General features: G+C 44.1%; 26 protein-coding genes and 1 pseudogene. 22 read left to right on the forward strand and 5 right to left on the reverse strand.

Going from position 1 to position 22,051, the window contains the following annotated elements:
- Positions 1-1,197, reverse strand: a complete 1,197-nt coding sequence (locus V1225_RS06970) for a M20 family metallopeptidase (RefSeq protein ID WP_160201554.1) — start codon at positions 1,195-1,197, stop codon at positions 1-3.
- A gap of 141 nt (positions 1,198-1,338) precedes the next feature.
- On the opposite strand from V1225_RS06970, the gene V1225_RS06975 reads away from it, so the two are divergent.
- The gene (locus V1225_RS06975; protein WP_251630249.1) at positions 1,339-2,289 is read left to right on the forward strand and encodes a membrane dipeptidase; all 951 of its coding nucleotides are present in this window, start codon (positions 1,339-1,341) and stop codon (positions 2,287-2,289) included.
- A 5-nt stretch (positions 2,290-2,294) separates the two neighbouring features.
- Entirely contained in the window at positions 2,295-2,483 is a 189-nt protein-coding gene (locus V1225_RS06980) for a hypothetical protein (RefSeq protein ID WP_160201556.1), read from the forward strand.
- Here V1225_RS06980 and V1225_RS06985 read toward each other — a convergent pair.
- From V1225_RS06985 to V1225_RS06995, 3 genes are all read right to left on the reverse strand, one after another.
- Positions 2,476-3,045 carry a M15 family metallopeptidase gene (locus V1225_RS06985; RefSeq protein ID WP_161908299.1) on the reverse strand — a complete coding sequence of 190 codons (570 nt, stop codon included), beginning with the start codon at positions 3,043-3,045 and terminating at the stop codon, positions 2,476-2,478. The genes V1225_RS06980 and V1225_RS06985 overlap by 8 nt on opposite strands.
- Positions 3,046-3,065: 20 nt before the next feature.
- Complete coding sequence (locus tag V1225_RS06990) at positions 3,066-3,674, reverse strand: hypothetical protein (RefSeq protein WP_161908298.1); 609 nt, start codon at positions 3,672-3,674, stop codon at positions 3,066-3,068.
- Positions 3,675-3,945: 271 nt separating this feature from the next.
- Complete coding sequence (locus tag V1225_RS06995) at positions 3,946-4,416, reverse strand: hypothetical protein (RefSeq protein WP_251630247.1); 471 nt, start codon at positions 4,414-4,416, stop codon at positions 3,946-3,948.
- Positions 4,417-4,667: 251 nt separating this feature from the next.
- On the opposite strand from V1225_RS06995, the gene V1225_RS07000 reads away from it, so the two are divergent.
- The 16 genes and pseudogenes from V1225_RS07000 to V1225_RS07075 all read left to right on the forward strand — a co-directional run bounded on the left by V1225_RS07000 (position 4,668) and on the right by V1225_RS07075 (position 17,477).
- Positions 4,668-5,387 (forward strand): nucleoside recognition domain-containing protein, encoded by a 720-nt coding sequence (locus tag V1225_RS07000; protein WP_338548089.1) that lies wholly within the window; start codon positions 4,668-4,670, stop codon positions 5,385-5,387.
- Positions 5,388-5,399: 12 nt separating this feature from the next.
- On the forward strand, positions 5,400-5,933 hold the full coding sequence (locus V1225_RS07005; RefSeq protein ID WP_160201561.1) for a spore maturation protein: 534 nt from the start codon (positions 5,400-5,402) through the stop codon (positions 5,931-5,933).
- A gap of 17 nt (positions 5,934-5,950) precedes the next feature.
- Positions 5,951-6,871, forward strand: a complete 921-nt coding sequence (locus V1225_RS07010; RefSeq protein WP_338548091.1) for an LD-carboxypeptidase — start codon at positions 5,951-5,953, stop codon at positions 6,869-6,871.
- Positions 6,872-6,891: 20 nt separating this feature from the next.
- Positions 6,892-8,172: a diaminopimelate decarboxylase gene (gene lysA, locus V1225_RS07015; protein WP_251612753.1), complete on the forward strand. Its 1,281-nt coding sequence runs from the start codon at positions 6,892-6,894 to the stop codon at positions 8,170-8,172.
- A gap of 186 nt (positions 8,173-8,358) precedes the next feature.
- A complete protein-coding gene (locus tag V1225_RS07020; RefSeq protein ID WP_251612750.1) occupies positions 8,359-8,757 on the forward strand; it encodes a hypothetical protein in 399 nt (132 codons plus the stop codon).
- The gene (gene dapF / locus V1225_RS07025; protein WP_338548094.1) at positions 8,754-9,581 is read left to right on the forward strand and encodes a diaminopimelate epimerase; all 828 of its coding nucleotides are present in this window, start codon (positions 8,754-8,756) and stop codon (positions 9,579-9,581) included. Before V1225_RS07020 ends, dapF begins: the two co-directional genes overlap by 4 nt.
- Entirely contained in the window at positions 9,578-9,823 is a 246-nt protein-coding gene (locus V1225_RS07030; protein ID WP_251612747.1) for a hypothetical protein, read from the forward strand. The genes dapF and V1225_RS07030 overlap by 4 nt, the downstream gene beginning before the upstream one ends.
- 36 nt (positions 9,824-9,859) lie before the next feature.
- Complete coding sequence (locus V1225_RS07035) at positions 9,860-10,000, forward strand: hypothetical protein (RefSeq protein ID WP_338548096.1); 141 nt, start codon at positions 9,860-9,862, stop codon at positions 9,998-10,000.
- Between the two features lie 12 nt (positions 10,001-10,012).
- Positions 10,013-10,270, forward strand: coding sequence for a hypothetical protein (locus V1225_RS07040; RefSeq protein WP_338548098.1), 258 nt, complete (start codon positions 10,013-10,015; stop codon positions 10,268-10,270).
- An 89-nt stretch (positions 10,271-10,359) separates the two neighbouring features.
- A pseudogene (locus tag V1225_RS07045) lies at positions 10,360-11,106 on the forward strand (sigma-E processing peptidase SpoIIGA); the annotation flags it as partial.
- Between the two features lie 82 nt (positions 11,107-11,188).
- Complete coding sequence (gene sigE / locus V1225_RS07050; protein ID WP_160201570.1) at positions 11,189-11,896, forward strand: RNA polymerase sporulation sigma factor SigE; 708 nt, start codon at positions 11,189-11,191, stop codon at positions 11,894-11,896.
- 174 nt (positions 11,897-12,070) lie between these two features.
- The gene (gene sigG / locus V1225_RS07055) at positions 12,071-12,844 is read left to right on the forward strand and encodes an RNA polymerase sporulation sigma factor SigG (protein ID WP_161880230.1); all 774 of its coding nucleotides are present in this window, start codon (positions 12,071-12,073) and stop codon (positions 12,842-12,844) included.
- A gap of 590 nt (positions 12,845-13,434) precedes the next feature.
- Positions 13,435-14,721, forward strand: a complete 1,287-nt coding sequence (locus V1225_RS07060; protein ID WP_160201571.1) for an alpha/beta fold hydrolase — start codon at positions 13,435-13,437, stop codon at positions 14,719-14,721.
- Positions 14,722-14,872: 151 nt separating this feature from the next.
- Positions 14,873-16,063, forward strand: coding sequence for a bifunctional phosphopantothenoylcysteine decarboxylase/phosphopantothenate--cysteine ligase CoaBC (coaBC, locus tag V1225_RS07065; RefSeq protein ID WP_251630241.1), 1,191 nt, complete (start codon positions 14,873-14,875; stop codon positions 16,061-16,063).
- Positions 16,064-16,188: 125 nt separating this feature from the next.
- The gene (locus V1225_RS07070) at positions 16,189-17,028 is read left to right on the forward strand and encodes a putative manganese transporter (RefSeq protein ID WP_161908289.1); all 840 of its coding nucleotides are present in this window, start codon (positions 16,189-16,191) and stop codon (positions 17,026-17,028) included.
- An 8-nt stretch (positions 17,029-17,036) separates the two neighbouring features.
- Positions 17,037-17,477 (forward strand): transcriptional repressor, encoded by a 441-nt coding sequence (locus V1225_RS07075; protein WP_251630240.1) that lies wholly within the window; start codon positions 17,037-17,039, stop codon positions 17,475-17,477.
- Between the two features lie 155 nt (positions 17,478-17,632).
- On the opposite strand, the gene V1225_RS07080 is transcribed toward V1225_RS07075, so the two are convergent.
- Positions 17,633-18,061, reverse strand: a complete 429-nt coding sequence (locus V1225_RS07080) for a helix-turn-helix transcriptional regulator (RefSeq protein WP_161908288.1) — start codon at positions 18,059-18,061, stop codon at positions 17,633-17,635.
- 194 nt (positions 18,062-18,255) lie between these two features.
- On the opposite strand from V1225_RS07080, the gene V1225_RS07085 reads away from it, so the two are divergent.
- From V1225_RS07085 to V1225_RS07100, 4 genes are all read left to right on the forward strand, one after another.
- Complete coding sequence (locus V1225_RS07085) at positions 18,256-19,569, forward strand: IS30 family transposase (protein ID WP_338546425.1); 1,314 nt, start codon at positions 18,256-18,258, stop codon at positions 19,567-19,569.
- Positions 19,566-19,892 (forward strand): hypothetical protein, encoded by a 327-nt coding sequence (locus tag V1225_RS07090; RefSeq protein WP_251632575.1) that lies wholly within the window; start codon positions 19,566-19,568, stop codon positions 19,890-19,892. The genes V1225_RS07085 and V1225_RS07090 overlap by 4 nt, the downstream gene beginning before the upstream one ends.
- Before the next feature lie 397 nt (positions 19,893-20,289).
- Complete coding sequence (locus V1225_RS07095) at positions 20,290-20,982, forward strand: hypothetical protein (RefSeq protein ID WP_160201575.1); 693 nt, start codon at positions 20,290-20,292, stop codon at positions 20,980-20,982.
- Positions 20,983-20,993: 11 nt separating this feature from the next.
- A complete protein-coding gene (locus tag V1225_RS07100) occupies positions 20,994-21,992 on the forward strand; it encodes a GGGtGRT protein (protein ID WP_161908287.1) in 999 nt (332 codons plus the stop codon).
- The last annotated feature ends 59 nt before the right edge of the window (positions 21,993-22,051 follow it).

Genomic DNA, 22,051 nt, shown 5'->3' on the forward strand with positions numbered 1-22,051 from the left:
TTATGCTTCCTCCTCTAAAATTTTCAGTACGCTGGCGATTTGCACCAGCATGCCTGTGCGAATACATTCCTCATCCGGGTGAAACAGCTCGCTATGAATCGGGTGAGCGAAGTCTTCTCCAGGTTTTCTGATACCGATATTATAGTAAAGTCCGCGGCTTTCATGACAGAAAAAAGCAAAATCGTCAGCACCCAGGCTAGGCTTTACAGTCAATTTTACCTTGTCTTCTCCCAGCATTTCCTTGGCCGTTGTCATCACGCTGTCGAAGAGCTGCGGGTCGTTTTCCAGCGTTGGATAGCTGCCGGAAAAGCTGATTTCGCAGCTTGCACCGTAGGATGCAGCGATTCCCTCGCAAAGTTCTTTGAGGTAGGTTCGCAGCTTATCCATGTTTTTCATATCTAGGGCGCGCATGGTGCCGGAGAAAACAGCTTCGCCAGAGACGATGTTTTCTTTGGTGCCGCTGTTGAATTTTCCTACGGTAATCAGCACCGATTCAGCTGGGTCGATTCGTCTTGTAATGATGGACTGCAGGCTGGATACCATGGTGCAGGCAGGAAGCAGGGCGTCAATGCCATCGTTAGGGTGTGCACCGTGGCAGGATTTTCCCTTTACTGTAACGAAAAATTCGCTGCACGCGGCGTTCATGGAGCCAGGAATAAATTCTACGCTGCCAGCATCGGTGCCGGAGTCTACATGAAGTCCCAAAACTGCGGAAATAGCTGGTTCATTCAGGCAGCCTGCTTCTATCATCTGGCGAGCACCGCCGATGGTTTCTTCAGAAGGCTGGAACAGAAGTCTAACAGATCCGGGTAAATCTTCCTTCATATCGTTTAAAACTTTTGCTGTGCCAAGAAGGATTGCGGTGTGAATATCGTGGCCGCAGGCGTGCATAATATTAGGATTATTCGATTTAAATGGGATTTCAACCTTTTCTGTAATGGGAAGCGCATCGATATCGGCACGCAGTGCCACACCCTTGGTTTTGTTCTTGCCGTAGATAACGGCGGAGACACCGCAGCCTGCAATATCCTTTTCGTAAGGAATCCCCATTTTATCTAGCTGCTCGCAGATAAAACGGCTGGTTTCGTATTCCTGCTCGCTGAGTTCGGGATACATATGCAGATGACGGCGCAGTGAAACAGCTTCGTCATAGACTGAATTTACTTTGTTTTTGATTTCTTCACTTGTATATTTCATGGAACCCTCCGTAATCAGTTTTCTTTTCTGATTACTATTCTTATGCAAGTCTTGTGCCGATACAATTCTTATGATATAAAAAGGTGGCACAATTTTTGCTTTTAGTATATGATAGATGTATAATAAATGGAGGAAGACAAAATGAAAATAGTAGATATGCATTGCGACACACTTCTTGAAGCATGGAGAAAGCCGGAACTTGATTTTTATAATGCTGATCTTTCCATCAACGTGGAATTGTTAAAGGAAAATGACAGTTTAGCGCAGTTCTTTGCGATGTACATATCCAGAAGCGAGATGAAAACGATGGATCCTTATGATATCATCAAGGGGATGTACGCTCGGTATCAGCAGGTTATGGAAGCAAACAAGGCACACATCAGACCGGTTTACACTGTGGAAGACATTATGAAAAACAAGGAAGAGGGTATTTTATCTTCTTTGTTGACCATCGAAGACGGTGTATTCTTGGATGGAAAAATGGAAAGACTTCACGAAGTTTACGATATGGGAGTAAGACTTTTGACTGTTCTGTGGAACTTTGAAAATTCTGTTGGTTTTCCAAGCAGCGACAATCAGGAAGAACACCTGCGCGGTCTGAAACCGTTTGGTATTGAAGTAGTAGAGGAAATGAACCGTCTTGGCATGGTAATCGACGTATCTCATCTGTCCGAAGGTGGTTTCTACGATGTTGCAAAATACAGCAAGAAGCCGTTTGTTGCTTCTCACTCCTGTGCTAGAGCCCTTTGCAGCCACAGACGTAACCTGACTGATGATCAGCTGAAAACTCTGGGTAATGCAGGCGGCGTTGTCGGTGTAAACTTTAACGGACCGTTTTTAAAAGATGACGAAGAAGCACCGAAAATCGACTGGATTGTGGAGCACCTGTTGTACATGAGAGATAAAGCTGGTATTGAAGCTATCGGATTCGGCTCCGACTTTGATGGAATTGATGATAACGGTGAACTGGTGAACTATGCTGGCTTTGGTAAATTAATCGGCGCTATGGAGAAACACTTCACTTGTGATGAAATCGATTTAATCAGCAGCGGCAATGCACTGCGCGTTTTAAAAGACGTAATCGGGAGGTAATTTCAATGATTAAAATCCTCATCGGCCTTGGGATTATTGCACTGTCTTTTGTATATATCATGAAGAACCATGACAAGAGCATGATGCAGAACTTATTAGAAAAGAAAAGTGCCAAGGCGAAAGCCTGCATGGAGCAGGAACAGATGCGGGCAGACAATGGAAATGACAACAAAAATGAAACAGAGACTATCTAGGGATAGTCTCTGTGTATCTTACTGGTACTGAATTTCTATCATAGAAATGCCACCATTCGCCGCTGTAAGGACTGAATCCTGCGCGAACCATGATGTCGCGCAAATATGTAGCATTTTTAAGAGCCTCGCCGGAAGTCGTCTGACAATCCAGGCGGGCTTTTTCTGTAAAGTCGTCAAAAGCGCTTGGCATGAGGATGTCATTACCATCCATGTCCGTTAAGGTTACGTCAACGCACTGACCGTTCATGTGGGAGTTCTTAAACTCTGTAATGGTCTCCATGTCCGGTGGATAGGCGACAAAGTCATTGTCGGGAAGCAGATCCCAAAATCGCTGCTGGGCGCTTGTTGGGCGGAATGCGTCCCAAACTTTCATGCGATAGCCATCTTTCTTTGCTAAATTCTTGGCAATAATCAGGCGCTTAGCCGTATCCACATCGATATAGCATTCAGGAGAATCATAGACGATGCTGCCTGTAAAATTATCTGCTGTTGCGTAGACCAGTTCGATGATGAAATCGGGGTCCATATCTAATAGTCTTACTAAATTGCCATATTGTTTCATTGTTTTGATAGTCTCCTTTTTTAGTGATTTTGGAGCAGTACGATACATACGGTCAGTGGGGTAGCGCAGTTCATAAATACGATGACCGCGAGGAAGCCATATGCGATGGTGACAAAATTCCATTTCTTTTCGTAGCCAGGCAGAACGTGAAAACGCTTGATAACACGCATGCCGGGCAATTCTTTTAACATTTTGTAAAACTTGTTAATCTGTATGGCTTCGATTTTTCCGTCTCTAAAAAAGGGCAGGAAGAAGATTGGCTTCGCACTTTCAAAGTTGTCGCCGTCTTTTGCGTAAAAGCTGACGCCTTTGGTATCAAATACGGCAACCTGCGCTTCTGAAAAATCCAAGCTGCGACTTCTTTTCAAAAGACTGTTGTGGTAGGTCAGCCTCTTTTCGTCATAAGTGCTGTAGCAGTATTTGTGACCTCTGAAGAGGAAGACAATCAGGGCGAAGATTACAAGATACATAACGAGAGTTAATGGAATGTTGGTCGCCTGGTAATAACCGTCAATCTTGAAGATAATAATTTCTGCCATAATCAAAAAACGAAGCAGGACATAGACAAAGCATACGCCGAATAAAACCTGCTTGGCAAGATTGGTGTAATGATACTGAATTTTGTACATAATGATTGATCCTTTCTTTGGGCTTTTCCTATATAAAAAGCCGAGTGCTATTTCCTGATGAAACAGCATATAGTTCTATACTATGATAATAGTAGCAAGAATCATGCCTAAAAAAACTTCCTGAAATGAGGATTGCAACAGTGTTAATTATGAAATTGTCCGGATTTACGGATTATAAGTTCTAAATATAGGACTATTTTGGAGAGTATTGTAAAAAATTGTAAGAAAAAGACCTGCGATTTGCAGGTCAGATTTAAAAAATAGAAATATTTTATAATAGTGACTGAAGCTGAGTAAGTCCCTGCTTCAGATTAAGAAATTGCTTATATGTAATCGTTACAGGATAATATACAAATTGCTGGTCATTTTTGGTGGTAAAGACGACCTTTGCTCCAGCAAGGACGGAACTTTCCGGATTTGCAATGGGACCATCGCTGTTGTAAAGCTGAACGGATTCTAAGTCAGACAGGGAAAACTGCGGTGCTCTGAGCCCATTTCCACCTGCGGCGGCAAATATGACCTGACCGTTTTGCACATCAATGCCGGCTGTAGCGACGCCGCGAAGAATCAAAAGGCTGATTAGGGCGAAGCAGGCAAAAAGGATAAGCGGTACAATCCACAGCTTGGAGCCGCCGCCTACCTGTCTGAAAAGGCTGTACGCAAATCCTAAAATACTGATAAAGATTAATATACAGGAGGTAATAAAACCTCGCTTATTAATGACTGAAAAATGTCCTTGCATGAAATGATCTCCTTTATTTTGTTTTGCTGGAAGCTTCCTTCCAAGCATATATACAAGCAAAAATCATGCCTGAATGAAAAGAATTGGCATGAATATTGCTCTATAGATTTTCGCCAAGTGATTTAAGAATTATTTCTTAGTTTTATGAAAGGCTGCAGACTGTACCATAGAACTTTGAAATGAAATTTAAATCAGCAATTATTAAGAATCGTGTAGTACCTATACGCATTTTTTAAGGAGGATATTTAATTATGATGAATTACATTTGGGTGGCATTTGTTGTCATCGCAGTTATTGCCGGCGGCGTAACTGGTAACATTGAGGCAGTTCTGAACAATGTCTTCGACTTTGCACAGACTGCTGTTGATATCGCATTAGGTCTGATTGGTATCATGGCTTTCTTCTGCGGTTTGATGAAAGTAATGGAAAGAGCTGGTCTTTGCGAAAAGCTTGGTAAAGCAATCGCACCGGTAATGCGTTTATTGTTCCCTGACGTACCGGCAGACCACCCTGCTAACTCTGCAATGGCACTGTACTTCGCTGCTAATATCTTAGGTATCGGTAACGCTGCTACTCCGTTTGGTCTGAAAGCGATGGCTGAACTGCAGACATTAAACCCTACTAGGGGTATTGCTACTAATGCACAGTGCATGCTGATGGCAGTTTCTACAACCTCTATTACTCTGATTCCGGTAACCGCTATGGGTCTTCGTTCTGCAGTACAGACACAGGGTGCTGCTGAAATTATCGCACCGGTTATCATTGCAACCGCTATCTCCACTATCGTGGGCGTTACTTGCACTATCTTATTCCAGAAGATGAAGAGATGGAAGTGGGAAAACGTAATCGAAAAGGAACTGGCAGCAGGTACTCTGGAAATCAACGAAGAGTACATCGGCGACAATCCGATTGTTCTGCCGGAAAATTATGTTTCCGTTAGCTCTAAAGACGGCGGAAGAGTTTCATTCTAAGGAGGTAAGAACATGACAGCAGTATTAGAAGCGATATCCATTTGGGCGATTCCAGTTGTTGTTGCACTGGTAGCCTTTTACGCAATTTGTAAAAAAGTTCCTGTATATTCTGTATTCACAGAAGGCGCAAAAGAAGGCTTTTCAACAGCCATTATGATTATTCCTTACCTGGTAGCAATGCTTTGTGCTATCGGTATGTTCAGAGCATCCGGTGCAATGGATTTCATTTGCGACCTGCTTGCTCCTGTAACTAACGTAATCGGTTTACCGTCTGAAGTTCTGCCGATGGCAATCATGAGATCTTTCTCCGGCGGCGGTGCAGAAGGTATGATGGCAGACCTGTTAGCGCAGTACGGTACTCAGTCCCAGATTGGTAGAATTGCCTCTGTTGCACTGGGTTCTACTGAAACCACTTTCTATGTAGTAGCTGTATACTTCGGTTCTGTAGGAATCAGCAACACCAGACACTCTATCGCAGCTGGTCTTTTAGGTGACCTGGCATCCCTGATTGCAGCAACTCTGATTGTTAACATCATGTGGTTTTAATAGAGGGTGAGATAAAAATGCGTTACCCAAAAAAATTAAAAAAAGGTGATACAGTAGGTCTGATTTGCAGCAGTTCCGCGATTGGAACTGATAGAGTTGCAGAGTGTAAAAAGGCAGTAGAAGACCTTGGATTTCAGGTAAAACTGGCAGATAACTTAGACCAGGATTATGGCGGATATATGGCAGGAAGCGGCAAGACTCGTGGCGAATGGGTCAATAAGATGTTCGCAGATCCCGAAGTGAACGGCATTTTCTGTATTCGCGGAGGCGATGGCGGAAGCCGTGCTATGGAGTACATAGATTTTGATTTGGTAAAAGCGAATCCAAAAGTTTTCGTAGGCTACAGCGATGTGACCAGTTTACACCTTGCGCTGAATCAGCAGTGTGACTTGGTTACGTTCCATGGACCTATGGTATCTTCCAATATGGTAGATAGTTTCGATGAAGAAACAAAAGCGTCATTTTTTGCAGCGCTGGAGGCAGAAGATACATTTGAATTCTGCAATCCAAAGGGCTGTGAAATAGACGTCATGAAAACAGGTAAGGCATCCGGCAGATTGATTGGAGGGAATCTCTCCCTCCTTTCTGCCGCCATTGGAACGCCTTATGAACCGGACACGAAGGGTAAGATTTTATTCATCGAAGAGGTTTGTGAGCCTGTAACAAAGATTGAGAAATGGACGTACCATTTAAAGAATGCCGGAAAGCTGGCAGACTGCGCGGGGATTATTCTGGGACAGTTTACGAAAATTGTCAATGAAGAATGCCCAGCCTATGATGTCTATAAGTGTTTGGAAGAAATCTTTGAGGACCTTGATATTCCTGTAATGTACAATGTAGAGTCAGGACATGGAAAGCCGATGATGACACTTCCGATGGGTGCACTTTGCACCATGGACACAGAAAAGAAGAGTATAGTTTTTAAGGTAGAAAGATAGCAGAATTGAGAGGCAAGATAATGGTGAGAGAAATAAAAGAGCATACATTATACATTGATGGATGCAGCACTGTAGAGCTTGCGCAGAAGTATGACACACCATTGTATGTCTACTCTGAGCGCGATATTGTAAACAGATTTAGCGAACTGCGCAGAGATTTCGTGGAGAAATATCCAGGAACAAGAGTTGCCTATGCGGCAAAGGCTTTTTTCCCTCTGGCAATGGCTAAACTGGTAAAAGACGAAAATATGTGTGTAGACGTGGTATCCGGCGGTGAGCTGTATACCGCAATAAAAGCGGGTTTTCCTGCTGAACGCATTGAATTTAATGGAAATAATAAGCTGCGCAGCGAGCTTGAACTTGCTGTCGAGTATGGAATTGGAAGAATTATTGTAGACGGACTTTCTGAACTTGCAATGATTGAAGAAATCTGTAAGGAGAAGGATAAGACAATCAAAATACTCTTCCGAGTAACTCCTGGCGTGAAAAGCAGCAGTCATGACTATATTGTCACCGGAAAGAAGGATTCCAAATTCGGAATTCCTCTCGATGACGATGTGATTATGCCGCAGATAAAAGCCGCAATCGATTCTCCATATGTAGAGTTTTATGGACTGCATTTCCATGTGGGTTCTCAGCTTTTAGATAATGATTCCCATCTGCAGGCGCTGGAAATCATCTTAGAACTGGCTGGAAAAATTAAAGATACCTATGGAGAAACAGTAAAGGAACTCAATCTGGGCGGTGGATTTGGCGTGACTTATGTAGATGAGAAACGACCGCCGTACAGTTATTTCCTTGACCCAATGATGGAAAGAATTGATCAGTGGTTTACAGAAAAAGATCTGCCTAAACCGCTGGTAGTCATCGAACCGGGCAGAAGCATTGTTGCTGAAGCCGGAGTTAGTCTTTATACCATCGGAAGCATTAAGGATATTAGAGACATCAGAAAGTATGTTTCTGTTGACGGCGGTATGACTGACAATATCAGACCGGCGCTTTATCAGGCGGAATATACCGGCGTTATCGCAAACAAGGCAGACGCTGAAAAAACTGAAACTGTAACAGTTTGCGGAAAATGCTGCGAATCCGGTGATATTCTGATTCATGACTTAAAGGTTCCGACTCCGGAAACAGGAGACATCTTTGCCATTTATTCCACAGGCGCATATGGATACTCTATGGCAAGCAATTACAATAAGAACCCGATTCCTGCAGTGGTGTTCGTCCGCGACGGACAGTCCCGCATTGTAGTGAAACGTCAGTCTTATGATGATATGCTGATGAACGAACAGCTTTAATGTAAATGTAAAACACAGGGCAACCGTAACGAAACAATCCTTTCTTTGCGGTTGCCTTTCCTATTTTGCTATTTAGGAGATTGAACTTCTTTGAAGAAATGATAGAAAACTTTCAATGTAGTGAAGCAACAGTTTTTCTTGCAACTCTAAGGAAACATATGCTATACTGCAATCAAGGAGAAACGTATGAGTAATTTTAAACGTGACACGGCAAGTATGTATGACATTCCGCAGCGTTTTGCCGATACAACTTTTACGATCTGTCCATTTTGTAAGGAAAAAAATCCGAAGTGGCTGACTCGTGATGAGTGGAAACTTTTGGATAGAGAATACTATTTTAAGTGTCCGGCTTGCGGTAGCGTGATGAAGGCAGCGCAGTCAGATGTGACAGGCTTGTCCTTTACTACAGCAACTATGGCAGGACAGTTTAAAAAGTTTAAAGGAAAGGAAAACCGGACGGTTTATATCAAGGTTGAACAGATTGGAATTTCTGTAAGGAGTGATGAAAACCGCAGACTTGAAGGCGCAGAGATTCCTCTCGCGGAGCTTAAAGATTTGGCAATGAAAGAGGAGGCAGCAGAATGAAATTTACGAAAATGCAGGGTGCAGGCAACGACTTTATCATCATTGATAACAGAACTTTGAATCTGCCTGTGGAAACCCTTTGCGATATAGCGAGAACTCTTTGCCCGCGGGCAATGGCGGTGGGGGCGGATGGTCTGATGGCGGTTGTAGAGCCCAAAGCAGGGGGCGACTTCGGCATGATTTTTATCAATGCTGACGGCTCTATCGGCGAAATGTGCGGAAACGGAGCAAGATGCATCTGTAAATACGGCTATGAAAAGGGTATCGCAGGAGAGTCCATGACTGTGGAAACCACAGCGGGACCAGTGTACGGCAAGAGGCTTTCTGCTATGGATTATCAGATTCGCTTAAACGATGTGACAAAGCTGGCTCTTGATGTGAATTTGAATGCCCTCGGTAATGTTTGGAATACTGCCTATGTGGAGCTTGGAAATCCGGGACTCCCTCATCTGGTGGTGGAGTATCCGGGTCTTGCAAAGACGGAACCTGCGGCGATTTGGGAACTTGGAAAAGCGCTGCGGGAGCATCCGGATTTGCCCAAGGGTGCTAATGTGAATTTTTATGAAATCACAGAGAATGGAACGATTTTTGAACGTACCTTTGAACGGGGCGTAGAGGACTTTACTTATGCCTGCGGAACGGGAACCGGCTCTGTGGTGACCGTTTTATCGGAGAAGGGTCTGGTTTCCGGCGACCACACGGCGGTAGAAATGCCAGGGGGCATTCTTTACGTAGATGTAATCAGAGAGGACGGCAAGGTAAAAGACCTTTACTTAAGCGGTCCGGCGGTCATTGTTTATGAGGGAGAAAGGGCGGAACTATGAGCAACAAGGAAACGCAAGAGTACATTAAACAGTTAAAGAAGAAAAATCGCTGGAAATCGGCAAAGGAGTACTCTGATAAGGAAGTCGCAGAGTATGTAGAGCGCCGCAAACATGACTACCGTTCCAGAGAGGAAATCGAGGACGATGAGCGCCGGGAAAAGGCCAAAGGGAAGCTGATTTTGGTGCTGTTTGCTGCTGGAGTGCTTCTATTACTGGCGTTTTCTTTAAAGGAGATTATGTAGCTGTTGGCAGAATCAGACCTAAGGGAGGTATAGGGGATGAAGTATTCAAAGAGATGGAAAATCGGAAAGATGATACTTGCATTCTTTGCGCTTATTATGGTGGCGGAGATTCTATATGGCATTGTGGCTGGTTTTGGGGAATTTATCAATTTTTGTAAAGAATTTATTGGCGTGTAAACGGGAGGAATTATGCGGGAATACATACAAAATGCATTTAGGAAGATGGACAAAGATGCTTTTTTTAAGGCTTCTGTCAGAAAGGGTGCAGAGGAATATCTGGCGCAGAAAGCACGCGAGAGTGTTATGACAGAAGAGGAACGCAGACAGGAAGCTGAGCGCGAAATGAAACGTTGCCGCAGGGGAAAATGCATGGTGGCGGTTTATCTTATTCTGGTTTTTGCAGCGGGCATTTCGCTGGTTGTGTTAGGTGCGCGGGGGATTATATAAGAATATTTTTCTCTGACGACTGATTTTGACAAATTTTACACGCCTTTTTCGCTATACTTGATAAGTACCGGCGAAGGAGGCGTTTTTTATTGGTCGTTTATGGGGAATATCTTTTTTTAGAGAACTTTATAACAGGTGGGATTATACTGTACTTTACTGCAAAGGCGGCAGGGGAGCCACTTAAAATTCTGCGGGGGATTTTGTGCAGTCTGTGCTGCGGGGCGTATGCCTTTACTATGTTTATAACAGTATCGCCCCTGCTTGGATTTCTTGGGAAAATGGGATTTGTGCTACTGATTTCACTGCTTGCTTTTGGGAAAAAGTCTATGAAAAGGGTGCTGCTGTTGGGGGCGCTTTTTTTCACAGTGACAATCCTTTACGGCGGTGTAGCTATTGCCTTTCTTGGTATGTTTTCCTGGGAAGGGGCGGTTTCCGCAGGGGGCGTATATATGCCGGCTGCAACCTATATGACGATAACGGCGGCAGCATCCTTTGGGGCGCTTTTCATTAGGCTGGTACTAAGTCTTGTAAAGGAGCGAAGAAGGAAGATGAGGACGGAAGTTGCGGTAATTTTGCAGCTGGGAGAGGTTAGCTGGGAATTGACGGGATTTATTGATTCGGGGAATTTTCTTTCTGAGCCGTTTACAGGAAAGCCGGTAGCTGTGGTGCGCAGGGAGGTCATGGAAAAACTGCTGCAGACCATGGAAATGCCGCAAGCGAGGTATACCGCCGTGCCGTACCACACCGTAGGAACAGAAAAAGGAGTGCTGGACGGCTATAGAATTGATGCCTTGACAGTTCTTTCGCAGACTGTAAAAAAACCGGTTCTGGCAGTTTGCGAGGGAAAAGAATTTTTATCAGGGGGAAAAGGAAACGGACAGATACTTTTGCCGGAAAGTATGCTGGAAAGGGGTATTTATGCAGATTTTAAGGACGATCAGGGAATTTTTGCAGAGAGTGTTTCGAACTTCGGGACGCGGGTGTTTTTACATAGGGGGAAGCGATGTGCTGCCACCGCCTCTTGCCAGAGACGAGGAACAGAAAATGCTGCAGGAGTATGCCAAGGGAAGCCAGGAGGCGAGGGCGGTACTTATCGAGCGGAATCTGCGTCTGGTGGTGTATATCGCCAAGAAATTTGAAAATGCGGGGATAAATGTCGAAGATTTAATTTCGATTGGGACGATAGGATTAATCAAAGCCGTCAATACTTTTAAAATAGATAAGAACATAAAGCTAGCCACCTATGCGTCTCGCTGCATTGAAAATGAAATTCTTATGTATTTGCGCAGGGATGTGAAACGAAAGAGCGAGGTATCTCTTGACGAACCTCTCAATGTGGATTGGGATGGCAATGAGCTGCTGCTTTCTGATATTCTGGGAACGGAAAATGATATCGTCAGCACCAGACTGGAAGAAGAAGTAAACAGGAATCTTTTGTATCATGCGATGACAAAGTTAAATGAGCGGGAGAAGCAGATTATGGATATGCGCTTCGGTCTGAAAAATGGTAAAGAGATGACCCAAAAGGAAGTAGCTGATGCCATGGGAATTTCTCAAAGTTATATTTCCAGACTGGAAAAGAAAATTATTGAGCGGCTGCAGAAAGAGGTGCAGAAACTGGGATAAATTGCTGGGCATTTTTTATACCTGCCAGTGCAAGCTATGAATAGGAAATACATACTTTAATTGATGAAACAGCTGCATTTTTGCATTTTCGGCAAATCAGTATTAGCGGCAGATATGTGTGCGGCAGGGATTTTTTCAATTGAAGTGGAAATCTTGATAGAACAGGCTGGTGGAATCATGGCGAATAAGGTTGAAATATGCGGTGTCAATACGGCAAAGCTTCCGGTGTACAAGGACGCCGAAATGCAGGAAATGCTTCGTGCAATCAAAGCGGGAGATGAACAGGTCAGAGAAAAATTTATTACGGGAAATTTAAGGCTGGTTCTAAGCGTTATTCAGCGCTTTAACAACCGCGGTGAAAATCCCGATGATTTGTTTCAGGTAGGGTGTATCGGGCTGATTAAAGCGCTGGATAATTTTGATTTGAGTCACGGTGTGAAGTTCTCCACATATGCTGTACCGATGATTATCGGCGAAGTACGCAGATATTTGCGCGACAACAACAGCATCAGGGTTTCCCGTTCTTTGCGGGATATTGCCTACAAGGCGCTGCAGGCGAAGGAGCGGCTTTCTAATGAGCTTTCCAGAGAGCCATCTATTACAGAGATTGCTGAGGATATTGAGGTGGAACGGGAAGATGTAGTGCTGGCTCTGGATTCCATTCAGGAACCGGTCTCTCTCTTTGAGCCGGTATTCCACGATGATGGGGACGCAATTTTTGTAATGGATCAGGTGCAGGATACGAAGAATACCGATGAACGCTGGATTGAAAACATTTCCTTGTCGGAAGCTATGAATAAACTCTCTCAGAGAGAGCGGCACATTTTACAAATGCGTTTTTTTGAAGGAAAGACTCAGATGGAGGTAGCAGAGGAAATCTCCATCAGTCAGGCACAGGTATCCCGCCTTGAAAAGAATGCATTGAAGTATATGAGAAAGTATGTTTAAAGTTAAGATTATATTTATACTTTTATATGTTTATCGGCAAGCAGCAGCATATGCTGAGTAAATCGAACTAAAATCGTTCTGCACCATTTTTCTTGAAAATACCCTGAAAGGTGCATTTTTCAAGAGAAAAAATCGACATCCGCACCATATATGACGAAATGAGGTCTCATGGTGCGGGTTTTTTTATTTAAGCATTGAAACAAGTGAAATTTCTGGAATTAAATGGAATATTATGGAATATGTATGTTGGTTTATGGATATAAATCCCTAAAATGGGGTGAAAATTTAAGAATTTATTCTGCGATATAGTTTCTGGCGCACCATTGTCTTTCATGGAGCGTCATATGGTGCAGCATAGAGACTGCAGAAATGCAAAAACGCACCATTGACTTATATTTATCCTAAAATGGTGCGGATTTGGATAATACATAGAAAAATCATGGCGAAAACAATTTATTTCTTTATTATGACAAAAAACTATAATATAATGAAATAGAAATAACTCTAATCATATAAAGAATGCTGCTTTGTACGAAAGTATAGATGTGATAGTAGCAATGACATTTTAACAAAGAAAGAGGACTTCGGTTATGGAAAAATTATATTACATTATTATATTTTTGCCGATACTGGCTGCTATCTGGTTTATCATAGTGCCTCTTGGCGTGCCGAGGCGAGGCAAGAGCGAGTTTGAGAGTCGAATCATCAGACAGATGTATTGCGGAACGGTGCAGCTGCGCGTGTTCTTATGGACTTCTGCAGCGTGTTGCCTCATTGGATTCAGCTGGATTTTGACCGCCTGGCCCGGCTGGTGGACAGTAATACCGATAGGTCTGATTTGCGCAGGGATAGAGACTCTTTTGTTCTGGTGCGGCATGATACGGATTTATCTAACATCTACGCAGCTGGGCATGAAATGGAGGCTGGTTGCCGCCTTTACCGGATTAATTCCGGTGGTAAATCTGCTGGTTTTGTTGAAACTAATTAACCTTGTACAGCGAGAGGTGGAAACAGAAACAGAGAAAGCTGAGCTGAACCGAGTGAGGGCAGAGAGCGAAGTTTGTCATACAAAATATCCGCTGCTTTTGGTGCATGGCGTGTTTTTCAGGGACTTTAAATATCTGAACTACTGGGGCAGGATTCCGAGAGAACTGCAAAGAAATGGTGCGAAAATTTTTTATGGAAAACAGCAGTCGGCGGATTCAGTAGCGGACTGCGGAGAAGAGATTGCGGCAAGAATTGAAGAAATCTGCCAGAAGACTGGAGCAGAAAAGGTTAATATCATAGGACATTCAAAAGGCGGTTTGGACAGCAGATATGCGCTTGCGATGTGCGGAGCGGCGCCGCGAATTGCATCATTGACTACTATCAATACGCCGCATTGCGGCTGTAAATTCGCAGAGTGGCTGTTTTATCATGTGCCGGAAAAGGTTAGGGGAAAAATTGCAAAGACCTATAACCAGACAGTCAAATATCTGGGCGATCCGAACCCGGATTTTCTAGCGGCTGTTATTGACCTCACAGAAAGTGGCTGCAAGGCTCTTAATGAGAAGATGCGTGAACCGGAGCAAGCGGCAGTGCAGGAGTATGGAATTTACTGCCAAAGTGTGGCATCGAAAATGAACAGAGCCGGATACGGAAAGTTTCCATTGAACTTGACCTACCGCTTTGTGAAACTTTTTGACGGAGCCAATGACGGACTGGTATCGGTTGAATCCATGAAATGGGGAAGCCGGTGCATTGAAATTCAGGCGGAGGGCAAACGCGGCGTATCCCATGGCGATGTGATTGATTTGAACAGAGAAAATATTCCCGGCTTTGATGTGCGAGAATTTTATGTGGAATTAGTGAAGGATTTGAAGGCGAAAGGATTGTAAGAACGAATTGCCCATTCTGACTGGGCGTAATGGGACTGTAGCAACGGATAATTGACAAATCATCGACAATCGGAGGTTCTTTCTTCTTGTTTTTTCTGAGGGTATGGCGTATACTGATAAGGAAAACTACGAGTATCTTAAGGAGAAAACTATGCTAAAAGATAAAACCGTTCTCTTAGGTGTCAGCGGCGGCATCGCAGCGTATAAGTGCGCAGCGCTTGCCAGCAGTTTGGTAAAGGCAGGGGCAGAGGTGCATGTGATTATGACTGCACATGCGTGCAATTTCATCAATCCTATCACCTTTGAGACGCTGACAGGAAATAAATGCGTTGTGGATACATTCGATAGAAATTTTCAGCACAATGTAGAACATGTGGCACTGGCAAAGAAGGCTGACGTGTTTCTGGTGGCGCCAGCAACTGCTAACGTGATGGCGAAGTTAGCGCACGGTCTTGCAGACGATATGCTGACTACCACTTTTTTGGCGTCAACCTGCCCGAAGATTGTAGCACCGGCGATGAATACGGCGATGTACGAGAATGCAATCACACAGGACAATATAAAGATTTTGCAGCATTATGGCATTGAAGTGATTACACCTGCCACTGGTTACCTGGCCTGCGGTGATACGGGCAGCGGAAAAATGCCAGAGCCTGAGGTGCTGTTTCAGTATGTTGAGAAGGCTGTTGCAAGAGAAAAGGACATGGTCGGAAAGAAAGTACTGGTAACGGCAGGGGCTACCAGAGAGTCCATGGATCCAGTTCGGTTTATCACCAATCATTCCAGCGGAAAGATGGGCTTTGCTATTGCAAAGGAATGTATGCTCAGAGGTGCAGAGGTGACTTTGGTAAAGGCAGCGACCACAGCGGTGCCGCCTATGTTTATAGATACAGTTTCTGTAGAAAGCGCAGCAGATATGTTTGAAGCGGTGGTTTCGCGAAGTGCAGAGATGGATATCATCATTAAAGCTGCTGCGGTCAGTGACTATACCCCGATCAATGTCAGTGATCAGAAGGTAAAGAAAAAGGATGGCGATTTGTCTATTCCGATGAAAAGGACGCAGGACATTTTGAAGCACCTTGGTGAACATAAGAGGGATGGACAGTTTCTCTGCGGTTTTTCTATGGAGACAGAGAATATGCTGGAAAATTCTAAGGCAAAGCTGCTTCGCAAGAATGCAGATATGATTGTGGCAAACAACCTGAAGGATGACGGTGCAGGATTTGGCACTGACACCAATCTGGTGACACTGATTACAAAAGATGAAGTACGGCAGCTGGAACTGATGGGAAAAGACCAGGTAGCAACGGCTGTGGTGGATACTATATTGGGACAATTGTAATGATAAATGCGGCACACCCATGATTGCCATGGTGTGTGCTGTTTTTATGCCTTGACTTTTGGCATAGCGGGGTGCTATAATATAAAATGCAAATGAGTTGCAAATTTAAATTGAAAGAGGAGCATATGACAGAAGTTTTACTAGACGCACTAATGGATAGTTTACGGTTGATACCGTTTCTTTTTTTGACTTATCTTGTCATGGGAATTTTGGAACGAGCAACTGGCAGCCACGCCAGAGGCATGATTCAGAGAGCCGGAAAGTTCGGACCTGTCTGGGGAAGCCTTCTGGGAGCATTTCCGCAATGCGGCTTTTCTACCGCAGCCTCGTATTTCTATATGAATAGAGTGCTGACTTTTGGCACGCTGATTGCGATTTATATGTCAACCTCGGACGAAATGCTGCCGATTTTGATTTCGCAAAAAGTGCCGGGAACTGTTATTGTAAAGATTCTGCTGACCAAGGTTATCATTGCCATGATTAGTGGTTTTTTAGCAGAGATATTGTTTGGATTTATGGCGCGAAGAAATAAGGTTTCTTCTGAGTTCGAACTGCCTGCGGAGCCATGTCATTGCGGCACAGGCGTGCTGGCTGATGCAGTGCTGCATACTGTAAAAGTTTTCTTTTTCCTTTTCTTGATTTCTGTCGCAATTGGAGGCGCCATTGAGCTAGTCGGAGAGGGGAATCTATACAGGATTTTTTCCAATGTGCCAGTACTTGGGCAGGCGGTTTCCGCCCTTGTGGGGCTGATTCCAAACTGTGCGGCGTCAGTGGTGATTACACAGCTTTATTTGGATGGCATCATCGGTGCAGGGCCGATGTTCAGTGGACTTTTAGTCAGTGCAGGCATGGGGCTTTTAGTGCTCTTTAAAGAAAATAGACATTTACGCGAAAATATGACTATTGCAGCGGTGCTTTACATCTTTAGTGTAGTCTGGGGTATCATAATTGAATTTTGCCTATAGGGAGGATAATGATGACTAGGCGAAGCGGATTAGAATATAAGACAGGGGCCAGGGCTGGGATTTTGTCCTATCTGAAAGAGTCGGGGCAAAGGCCCGTCAGTGTCAGTGAAATTCATGCCCATATGCAGTCGGCAAATCATCCGGTTAACGTAACGACTATTTATCGTTATCTGGAAAAATTAGAAGCTGACGGAAATTTAATCAAATATATGCCTCAGGCGAATGGCGAGAGTACAAAGGCGACCTATCAATATGTAGAACGGACTCACAAATGCGATGAGCATTTACATCTGAAGTGTGTGGCATGTGGTGTTGTTGAGCATCTGGACTGTCACTTTATGGAAGAGATTGCGAGCCATGTTGCAAAGGATCACGGATTTCAGCTACAGTGTAAAAATTCTGTGATTTACGGCTTTTGTGCAGGATGCCGCAGAGAAAAGCGGTCATAGAAAAGTAAATAGGACTAAAGTTTGATTGACTTCTACAGATTAGATATGATAAATTCTGATTGTGGACAAACGATCCATATAGTATTATGTTATAGGTTGGAATATAGCCTGTGCGCATTGCACAGGCTATATTCTTTGTGTTTGCAGGCGTTCTTCTATAAAGCGGTGCGATAGGATGGGACTTCGCCGATATCTTCTTCCAGAATAAGCTGTTTGGATCTGGTAATCAGTTTTCTTTTTCCTTCAGGAGACAACTGATTATACAACTCCAGCAGATTGCGCTGCTGTTTGCTGCAACGGTCTGCGAAAATCACATCATTGACAAGTTTCTGGGAGTCCAGCTGTAAAATTGTATCTACACTGATATGATAAAAATCCGACAGAAGAAGCAGAACATCTGCGGTAGGAAGCCGTTCGCCGTTTTCCAGTAAGGCATAAGTACATCTTGACATGTCCAGAGCTTTCGCAAGTCCAGTCTGCGTATAGCCGAAAAGGCGGCGTAAGTATCCGATATTTGCTGCGATTTGTGCTTGTGTTTTTGCGTCCATAATGATTTGTTCTTCCTCCAGATAAAATGTTTTCATATAAATAGAGTCCTAAAGGGCAGCAAAAAGTTTCAACTTTTTTACATTATATTATTTGCCAAAATAAATTCTGCGTATCACTGGAATTTCAAATGGCAAAGACTTACATAGAATTTACTCTGACAAACTGCTTTTCTCACATTTTTATGATATATTTACCTTAAGACATATCCCGGTCAATGGAGGTAACAATCATGACAAATCAAAAACATCTTACACTGTCTGACCGCATGGTCATCGAAACCCAGCTTTCCAATAGTACATCATTTAAAGCCATCGCATCCGCCCTTGACAAGGATCCTTCCACAATCTCAAAGGAAGTCCGTTCGCATCTGTCGGTTGAACGTATTGGCGGATTCCGCAAAAAGTACAATGCCTGCACCAAACGTAATGTCTGTCTTGTCGGCGGACTGTGTTTTCCCTGCAACGCAGGAAGAAATTACCGCTTCTGTAGGAGTTGCGGTATGTGCAGTCGTTTCTGTCCTGATTTTGAAGCTTACAGCTGCCCAAAACTGGACAAGCCACCCTACGTGTGTAATGGCTGTAAAACAAGACCCCACTGCACTTTAGAAAAACATTTTTACCGTGCCAAGCAAGCTGACAAAGAATACCGCAGCAAACTGACTGAATCCCGCAAAGGCTTTACCTTTTCCGAAGAAGAGCTGCAGCATTTCGACCGCATTGTCTCTCCGCTAATCCGTCAGGGACAATCCCTTCATCATATCTGTGTAACCAATACCGATTCCCTGATGATTAGCGAACGCTCCCTTTACCGAATCATTGATGCCGGACTGATTTCCGCAAAGAATCTTGACCTTCCAAGGAAAGTCCGTTTCAAATCGCGGAAAAAGAAAAAGACTTTCAAAGTCGACCGTAAATGCCGCGAAGGCAGAACCTTTGAGGATTTTAAAAAATTTATGGAAGAGCATCCAAACTATCCTGTTGTCCAAATGGATTCCGTTGAAGGAAAGAAAGGCGGCAAAGTCCTTCTAACCATTCATTTTGTCAAAGCAGAATTCATGCTGGCCTTTCTGCGTGACTACAATGATTCCAGATCCGTCACAGATGTCTTTAAAAAACTGTATGACCTTTTGGGATCAGAACGGTTTCGCCACCTCTTTCCGCTAATCCTTACCGATAACGGCAGTGAATTTTCCAATCCTCTAGCCATTGAAAAAGATCCTTCCGGTAAAAAGCGTACCGCAGTCTATTACTGCGATCCGCAGGCTTCATGGCAGAAAGGATCCATTGAGCGCAATCACGAGTTTATCCGCTATTTCCTGCCGAAAGGTACTTCTTTCGACCACCTTTGCCAAGAGGATATTTCACTCATGATGCATCATATTAATTCTTACTGCAGGGAAAGCCTAAGCAACAAATGCCCTCACGAAATGTTTGCATTCTTTTTCGGTGCCGAAACCCTTCACCTTCTCGGCTGCCGCAGAATTCCTTCCAAAGAAGTTACCCTGAAGTCTTCCATCTTTAGAAAAGGAGGTGCATCCCTGTGAAAAGACGAACCATTTACGATAAACAATCCATCGACTATCAGTTCAACCTTTGTGCACTCCATGAAATGGAAGATGTTGTTCCCATGACACGCAGCGAACGTTACATGCTTCGCAACTGGGTTCGCTCTGGTCATGAGATTGAATCCAATCCATGGGAGTATCTGGACAGCGACGGCTGGCAGTTAAATTATCTGCAAGCCTACCGTCTGGAATACGGCTATTCCGCCGGTCCATGGGACAGCTGGAAAGGACCAGACACCCAGCCTTTATGGTGCGAAGAACGCAAATGCTACGTAAAACACGATGAACTGCTAGAACTTTAATTTTTAATGGATTACCGGGATATATCGCTAGTTTCACAAGACCATCAGCCGGCAGAATTCACTCTGGCAAAAATAAAAATATGAATGCTGACGGCTTTTTGTTATGCCCGAATTTCCCTGCATTAACACTATTTTACCCTATTCTGGCATCAATTTCACTACTTTCCATAGCTTTTTACATCCTCCACTCTTGCGTACCTGACATTTACTTAGGCAAACTGGAATTCACCTTGGCAATTGACCCTTTTTTACATTAAGTCATCATAACAGAAAAATTTCTTTGTGATTTAGGGGGATTGACCTTCATCATCGTCGAAGATACAGTTAAAACCAGTTGAATAAATGCGCTGCCGATGATATACTAAAAGAAGTAACGAAACTTAAGTGGAGGTAGAAGATGATTTATACAAAAGAAGTCGAGAATATGTGTATCGTTGGAAGAGATGCAAATCACGGACCAGCGCCTATTCCCGAAGAAGGCAGATGGGTGCAGGCAAAAGAAATTGCAGATATCTCAGGATTGACACATGGTGTCGGCTGGTGTGCGCCGCAACAGGGTGCATGCAAATTAACCCTCAACGTTAAGGACGGCATAATCCAGGAAGCTCTGATTGAGACGCTGGGATGTTCCGGCATGACTCATTCTGCAGCCATGGCAGGAGAAATTCTGGTCGGAAAAACAATCTTAGAGGCATTAAACACAGACCTTGTCTGTGACGCAATAAATACGGCGATGAGAGAACTGTTTTTACAGATTGTATATGGAAGAAGTCAGTCTGCTTTTTCAGAAGGCGGACTTGCTGTCGGTGCAGGACTTGAAGACCTGGGTAAAGGCACCAGAAGCCAGGTTGGCACTATTTATTCCACTGCGGCAAAGGGTCCTAGATATCTGGAGCTGGCAGAAGGATACATTTTAGAGGAAGGTCTTGATGAGGATAACAATATCATCGGCTATAAGTATGTAAACATCGGTCGTATGATGGACTTTATCAAAAGTGGTGTGGATCCAATGGAAGCTATCGAGAAAGCCAGCGGGGTTTACGGCAGATTTAACGAAGCTGTCAAGAAGATTGATCCGCGTAAGGAATAGGAGGTGCCGGGATGGAATTATTTGAAAACTACGATAGAAGAATCGCCGGAATTGAAGCGGCGATGAAAGAATATGGAATCAAGGATTTGGAGGAAGCCCGTAAAATGTGTACCGATAGGGGTTTCGATCCTTACGAAATCGTAAAGGGAATTCAGCCTATCTGCTTTGAGGACGCCTGCTGGGCATATGTCCTTGGTGCAGCTATCGCAATGAAAAAGGGAGCTGTAACCGCGGCAGAGGCGGCAAAGGCAATCGGAGAAGGCCTGCAGGCATTTTGCATTCCTGGCTCTGTAGCGGACGACAGAAAGGTCGGAATCGGTCACGGCAATCTGGCGTCTATGCTGCTCAGTGAGGAAACCGAGTGCTTTGCATTCCTTGCAGGTCATGAATCCTTTGCGGCGGCAGAAGGCGCAATCGGTATTGCAAATTCCGCCAACAAAGTCAGAACAAAACCTTTGCGAGTAATTTTAAATGGTCTTGGCAAGGACGCGGCGCTGATTATTTCCAGAATCAACGGCTTTACCTATGTGCAGACAGACTTTGATTTCTTTACTGGGGAGCTGAAGGTTGTCAAAGAAACACCGTACTCCAAGGGGGACAGAGCGAAAGTAAAATGCTACGGCGCTTTTGATGTAAGGGAAGGCGTAGCAATTATGCACCACGAAAATGTGGACGTGTCCATCACTGGTAACTCCACCAATCCAACCAGGTTCCAGCACCCGGTTGCAGGCACTTACAAGAAGGAAAGAGTCCTTGAAGGAAAGAAGTACTTCTCTGTTGCTTCCGGCGGTGGTACAGGCAGAACTCTGCACCCGGACAATATGGCAGCAGGTCCTTCTTCCTACGGCATGACAGATACTATGGGAAGAATGCACTCTGATGCACAGTTTGCAGGCTCTTCTTCAGTACCTGCACATGTTGAAATGATGGGATTTTTAGGTATGGGAAATAACCCGATGGTTGGCGCCAGCGTGGCTGTAGCGGTAGCTGTACAGGAAGCATTCAAATAAATATGTAAATTGATGACGCAGGAGTTTCTGAAAAAACTCCTGCGTTTTTAAAGTAAAAA

This window comes from Emergencia sp. JLR.KK010 (assembly GCF_037018265.1).
GTDB lineage: Bacteria > Bacillota > Clostridia > Peptostreptococcales > Anaerovoracaceae > Senimuribacter > Senimuribacter intestinalis.

What these genes read in the sequence shown, in the direction of transcription:
- V1225_RS06970 (WP_160201554.1), bottom strand. Translation starts at nt 1,197, where the DNA reads ATGAAATATACAAGTGAAGAAATCAAAAACAAAGTAAATTCAGTCTAT.
- V1225_RS06975 (WP_251630249.1), top strand. Translation starts at nt 1,339, where the DNA reads ATGAAAATAGTAGATATGCATTGCGACACACTTCTTGAAGCATGGAGA.
- V1225_RS06980 (WP_160201556.1), top strand. Translation starts at nt 2,295, where the DNA reads ATGATTAAAATCCTCATCGGCCTTGGGATTATTGCACTGTCTTTTGTA.
- V1225_RS06985 (WP_161908299.1), bottom strand. Translation starts at nt 3,045, where the DNA reads ATGAAACAATATGGCAATTTAGTAAGACTATTAGATATGGACCCCGAT.
- V1225_RS06990 (WP_161908298.1), bottom strand. Translation starts at nt 3,674, where the DNA reads ATGTACAAAATTCAGTATCATTACACCAATCTTGCCAAGCAGGTTTTA.
- V1225_RS06995 (WP_251630247.1), bottom strand. Translation starts at nt 4,416, where the DNA reads ATGCAAGGACATTTTTCAGTCATTAATAAGCGAGGTTTTATTACCTCC.
- V1225_RS07000 (WP_338548089.1), top strand. Translation starts at nt 4,668, where the DNA reads ATGATGAATTACATTTGGGTGGCATTTGTTGTCATCGCAGTTATTGCC.
- V1225_RS07005 (WP_160201561.1), top strand. Translation starts at nt 5,400, where the DNA reads ATGACAGCAGTATTAGAAGCGATATCCATTTGGGCGATTCCAGTTGTT.
- V1225_RS07010 (WP_338548091.1), top strand. Translation starts at nt 5,951, where the DNA reads ATGCGTTACCCAAAAAAATTAAAAAAAGGTGATACAGTAGGTCTGATT.
- lysA (WP_251612753.1), top strand. Translation starts at nt 6,892, where the DNA reads ATGGTGAGAGAAATAAAAGAGCATACATTATACATTGATGGATGCAGC.
- V1225_RS07020 (WP_251612750.1), top strand. Translation starts at nt 8,359, where the DNA reads ATGAGTAATTTTAAACGTGACACGGCAAGTATGTATGACATTCCGCAG.
- dapF (WP_338548094.1), top strand. Translation starts at nt 8,754, where the DNA reads ATGAAATTTACGAAAATGCAGGGTGCAGGCAACGACTTTATCATCATT.
- V1225_RS07030 (WP_251612747.1), top strand. Translation starts at nt 9,578, where the DNA reads ATGAGCAACAAGGAAACGCAAGAGTACATTAAACAGTTAAAGAAGAAA.
- V1225_RS07035 (WP_338548096.1), top strand. Translation starts at nt 9,860, where the DNA reads ATGAAGTATTCAAAGAGATGGAAAATCGGAAAGATGATACTTGCATTC.
- V1225_RS07040 (WP_338548098.1), top strand. Translation starts at nt 10,013, where the DNA reads ATGCGGGAATACATACAAAATGCATTTAGGAAGATGGACAAAGATGCT.
- sigE (WP_160201570.1), top strand. Translation starts at nt 11,189, where the DNA reads ATGCAGATTTTAAGGACGATCAGGGAATTTTTGCAGAGAGTGTTTCGA.
- V1225_RS07060 (WP_160201571.1), top strand. Translation starts at nt 13,435, where the DNA reads ATGGAAAAATTATATTACATTATTATATTTTTGCCGATACTGGCTGCT.
- coaBC (WP_251630241.1), top strand. Translation starts at nt 14,873, where the DNA reads ATGCTAAAAGATAAAACCGTTCTCTTAGGTGTCAGCGGCGGCATCGCA.
- V1225_RS07070 (WP_161908289.1), top strand. Translation starts at nt 16,189, where the DNA reads ATGACAGAAGTTTTACTAGACGCACTAATGGATAGTTTACGGTTGATA.
- V1225_RS07075 (WP_251630240.1), top strand. Translation starts at nt 17,037, where the DNA reads ATGATGACTAGGCGAAGCGGATTAGAATATAAGACAGGGGCCAGGGCT.
- V1225_RS07080 (WP_161908288.1), bottom strand. Translation starts at nt 18,061, where the DNA reads ATGAAAACATTTTATCTGGAGGAAGAACAAATCATTATGGACGCAAAA.
- V1225_RS07085 (WP_338546425.1), top strand. Translation starts at nt 18,256, where the DNA reads ATGACAAATCAAAAACATCTTACACTGTCTGACCGCATGGTCATCGAA.
- V1225_RS07095 (WP_160201575.1), top strand. Translation starts at nt 20,290, where the DNA reads ATGATTTATACAAAAGAAGTCGAGAATATGTGTATCGTTGGAAGAGAT.
- V1225_RS07100 (WP_161908287.1), top strand. Translation starts at nt 20,994, where the DNA reads ATGGAATTATTTGAAAACTACGATAGAAGAATCGCCGGAATTGAAGCG.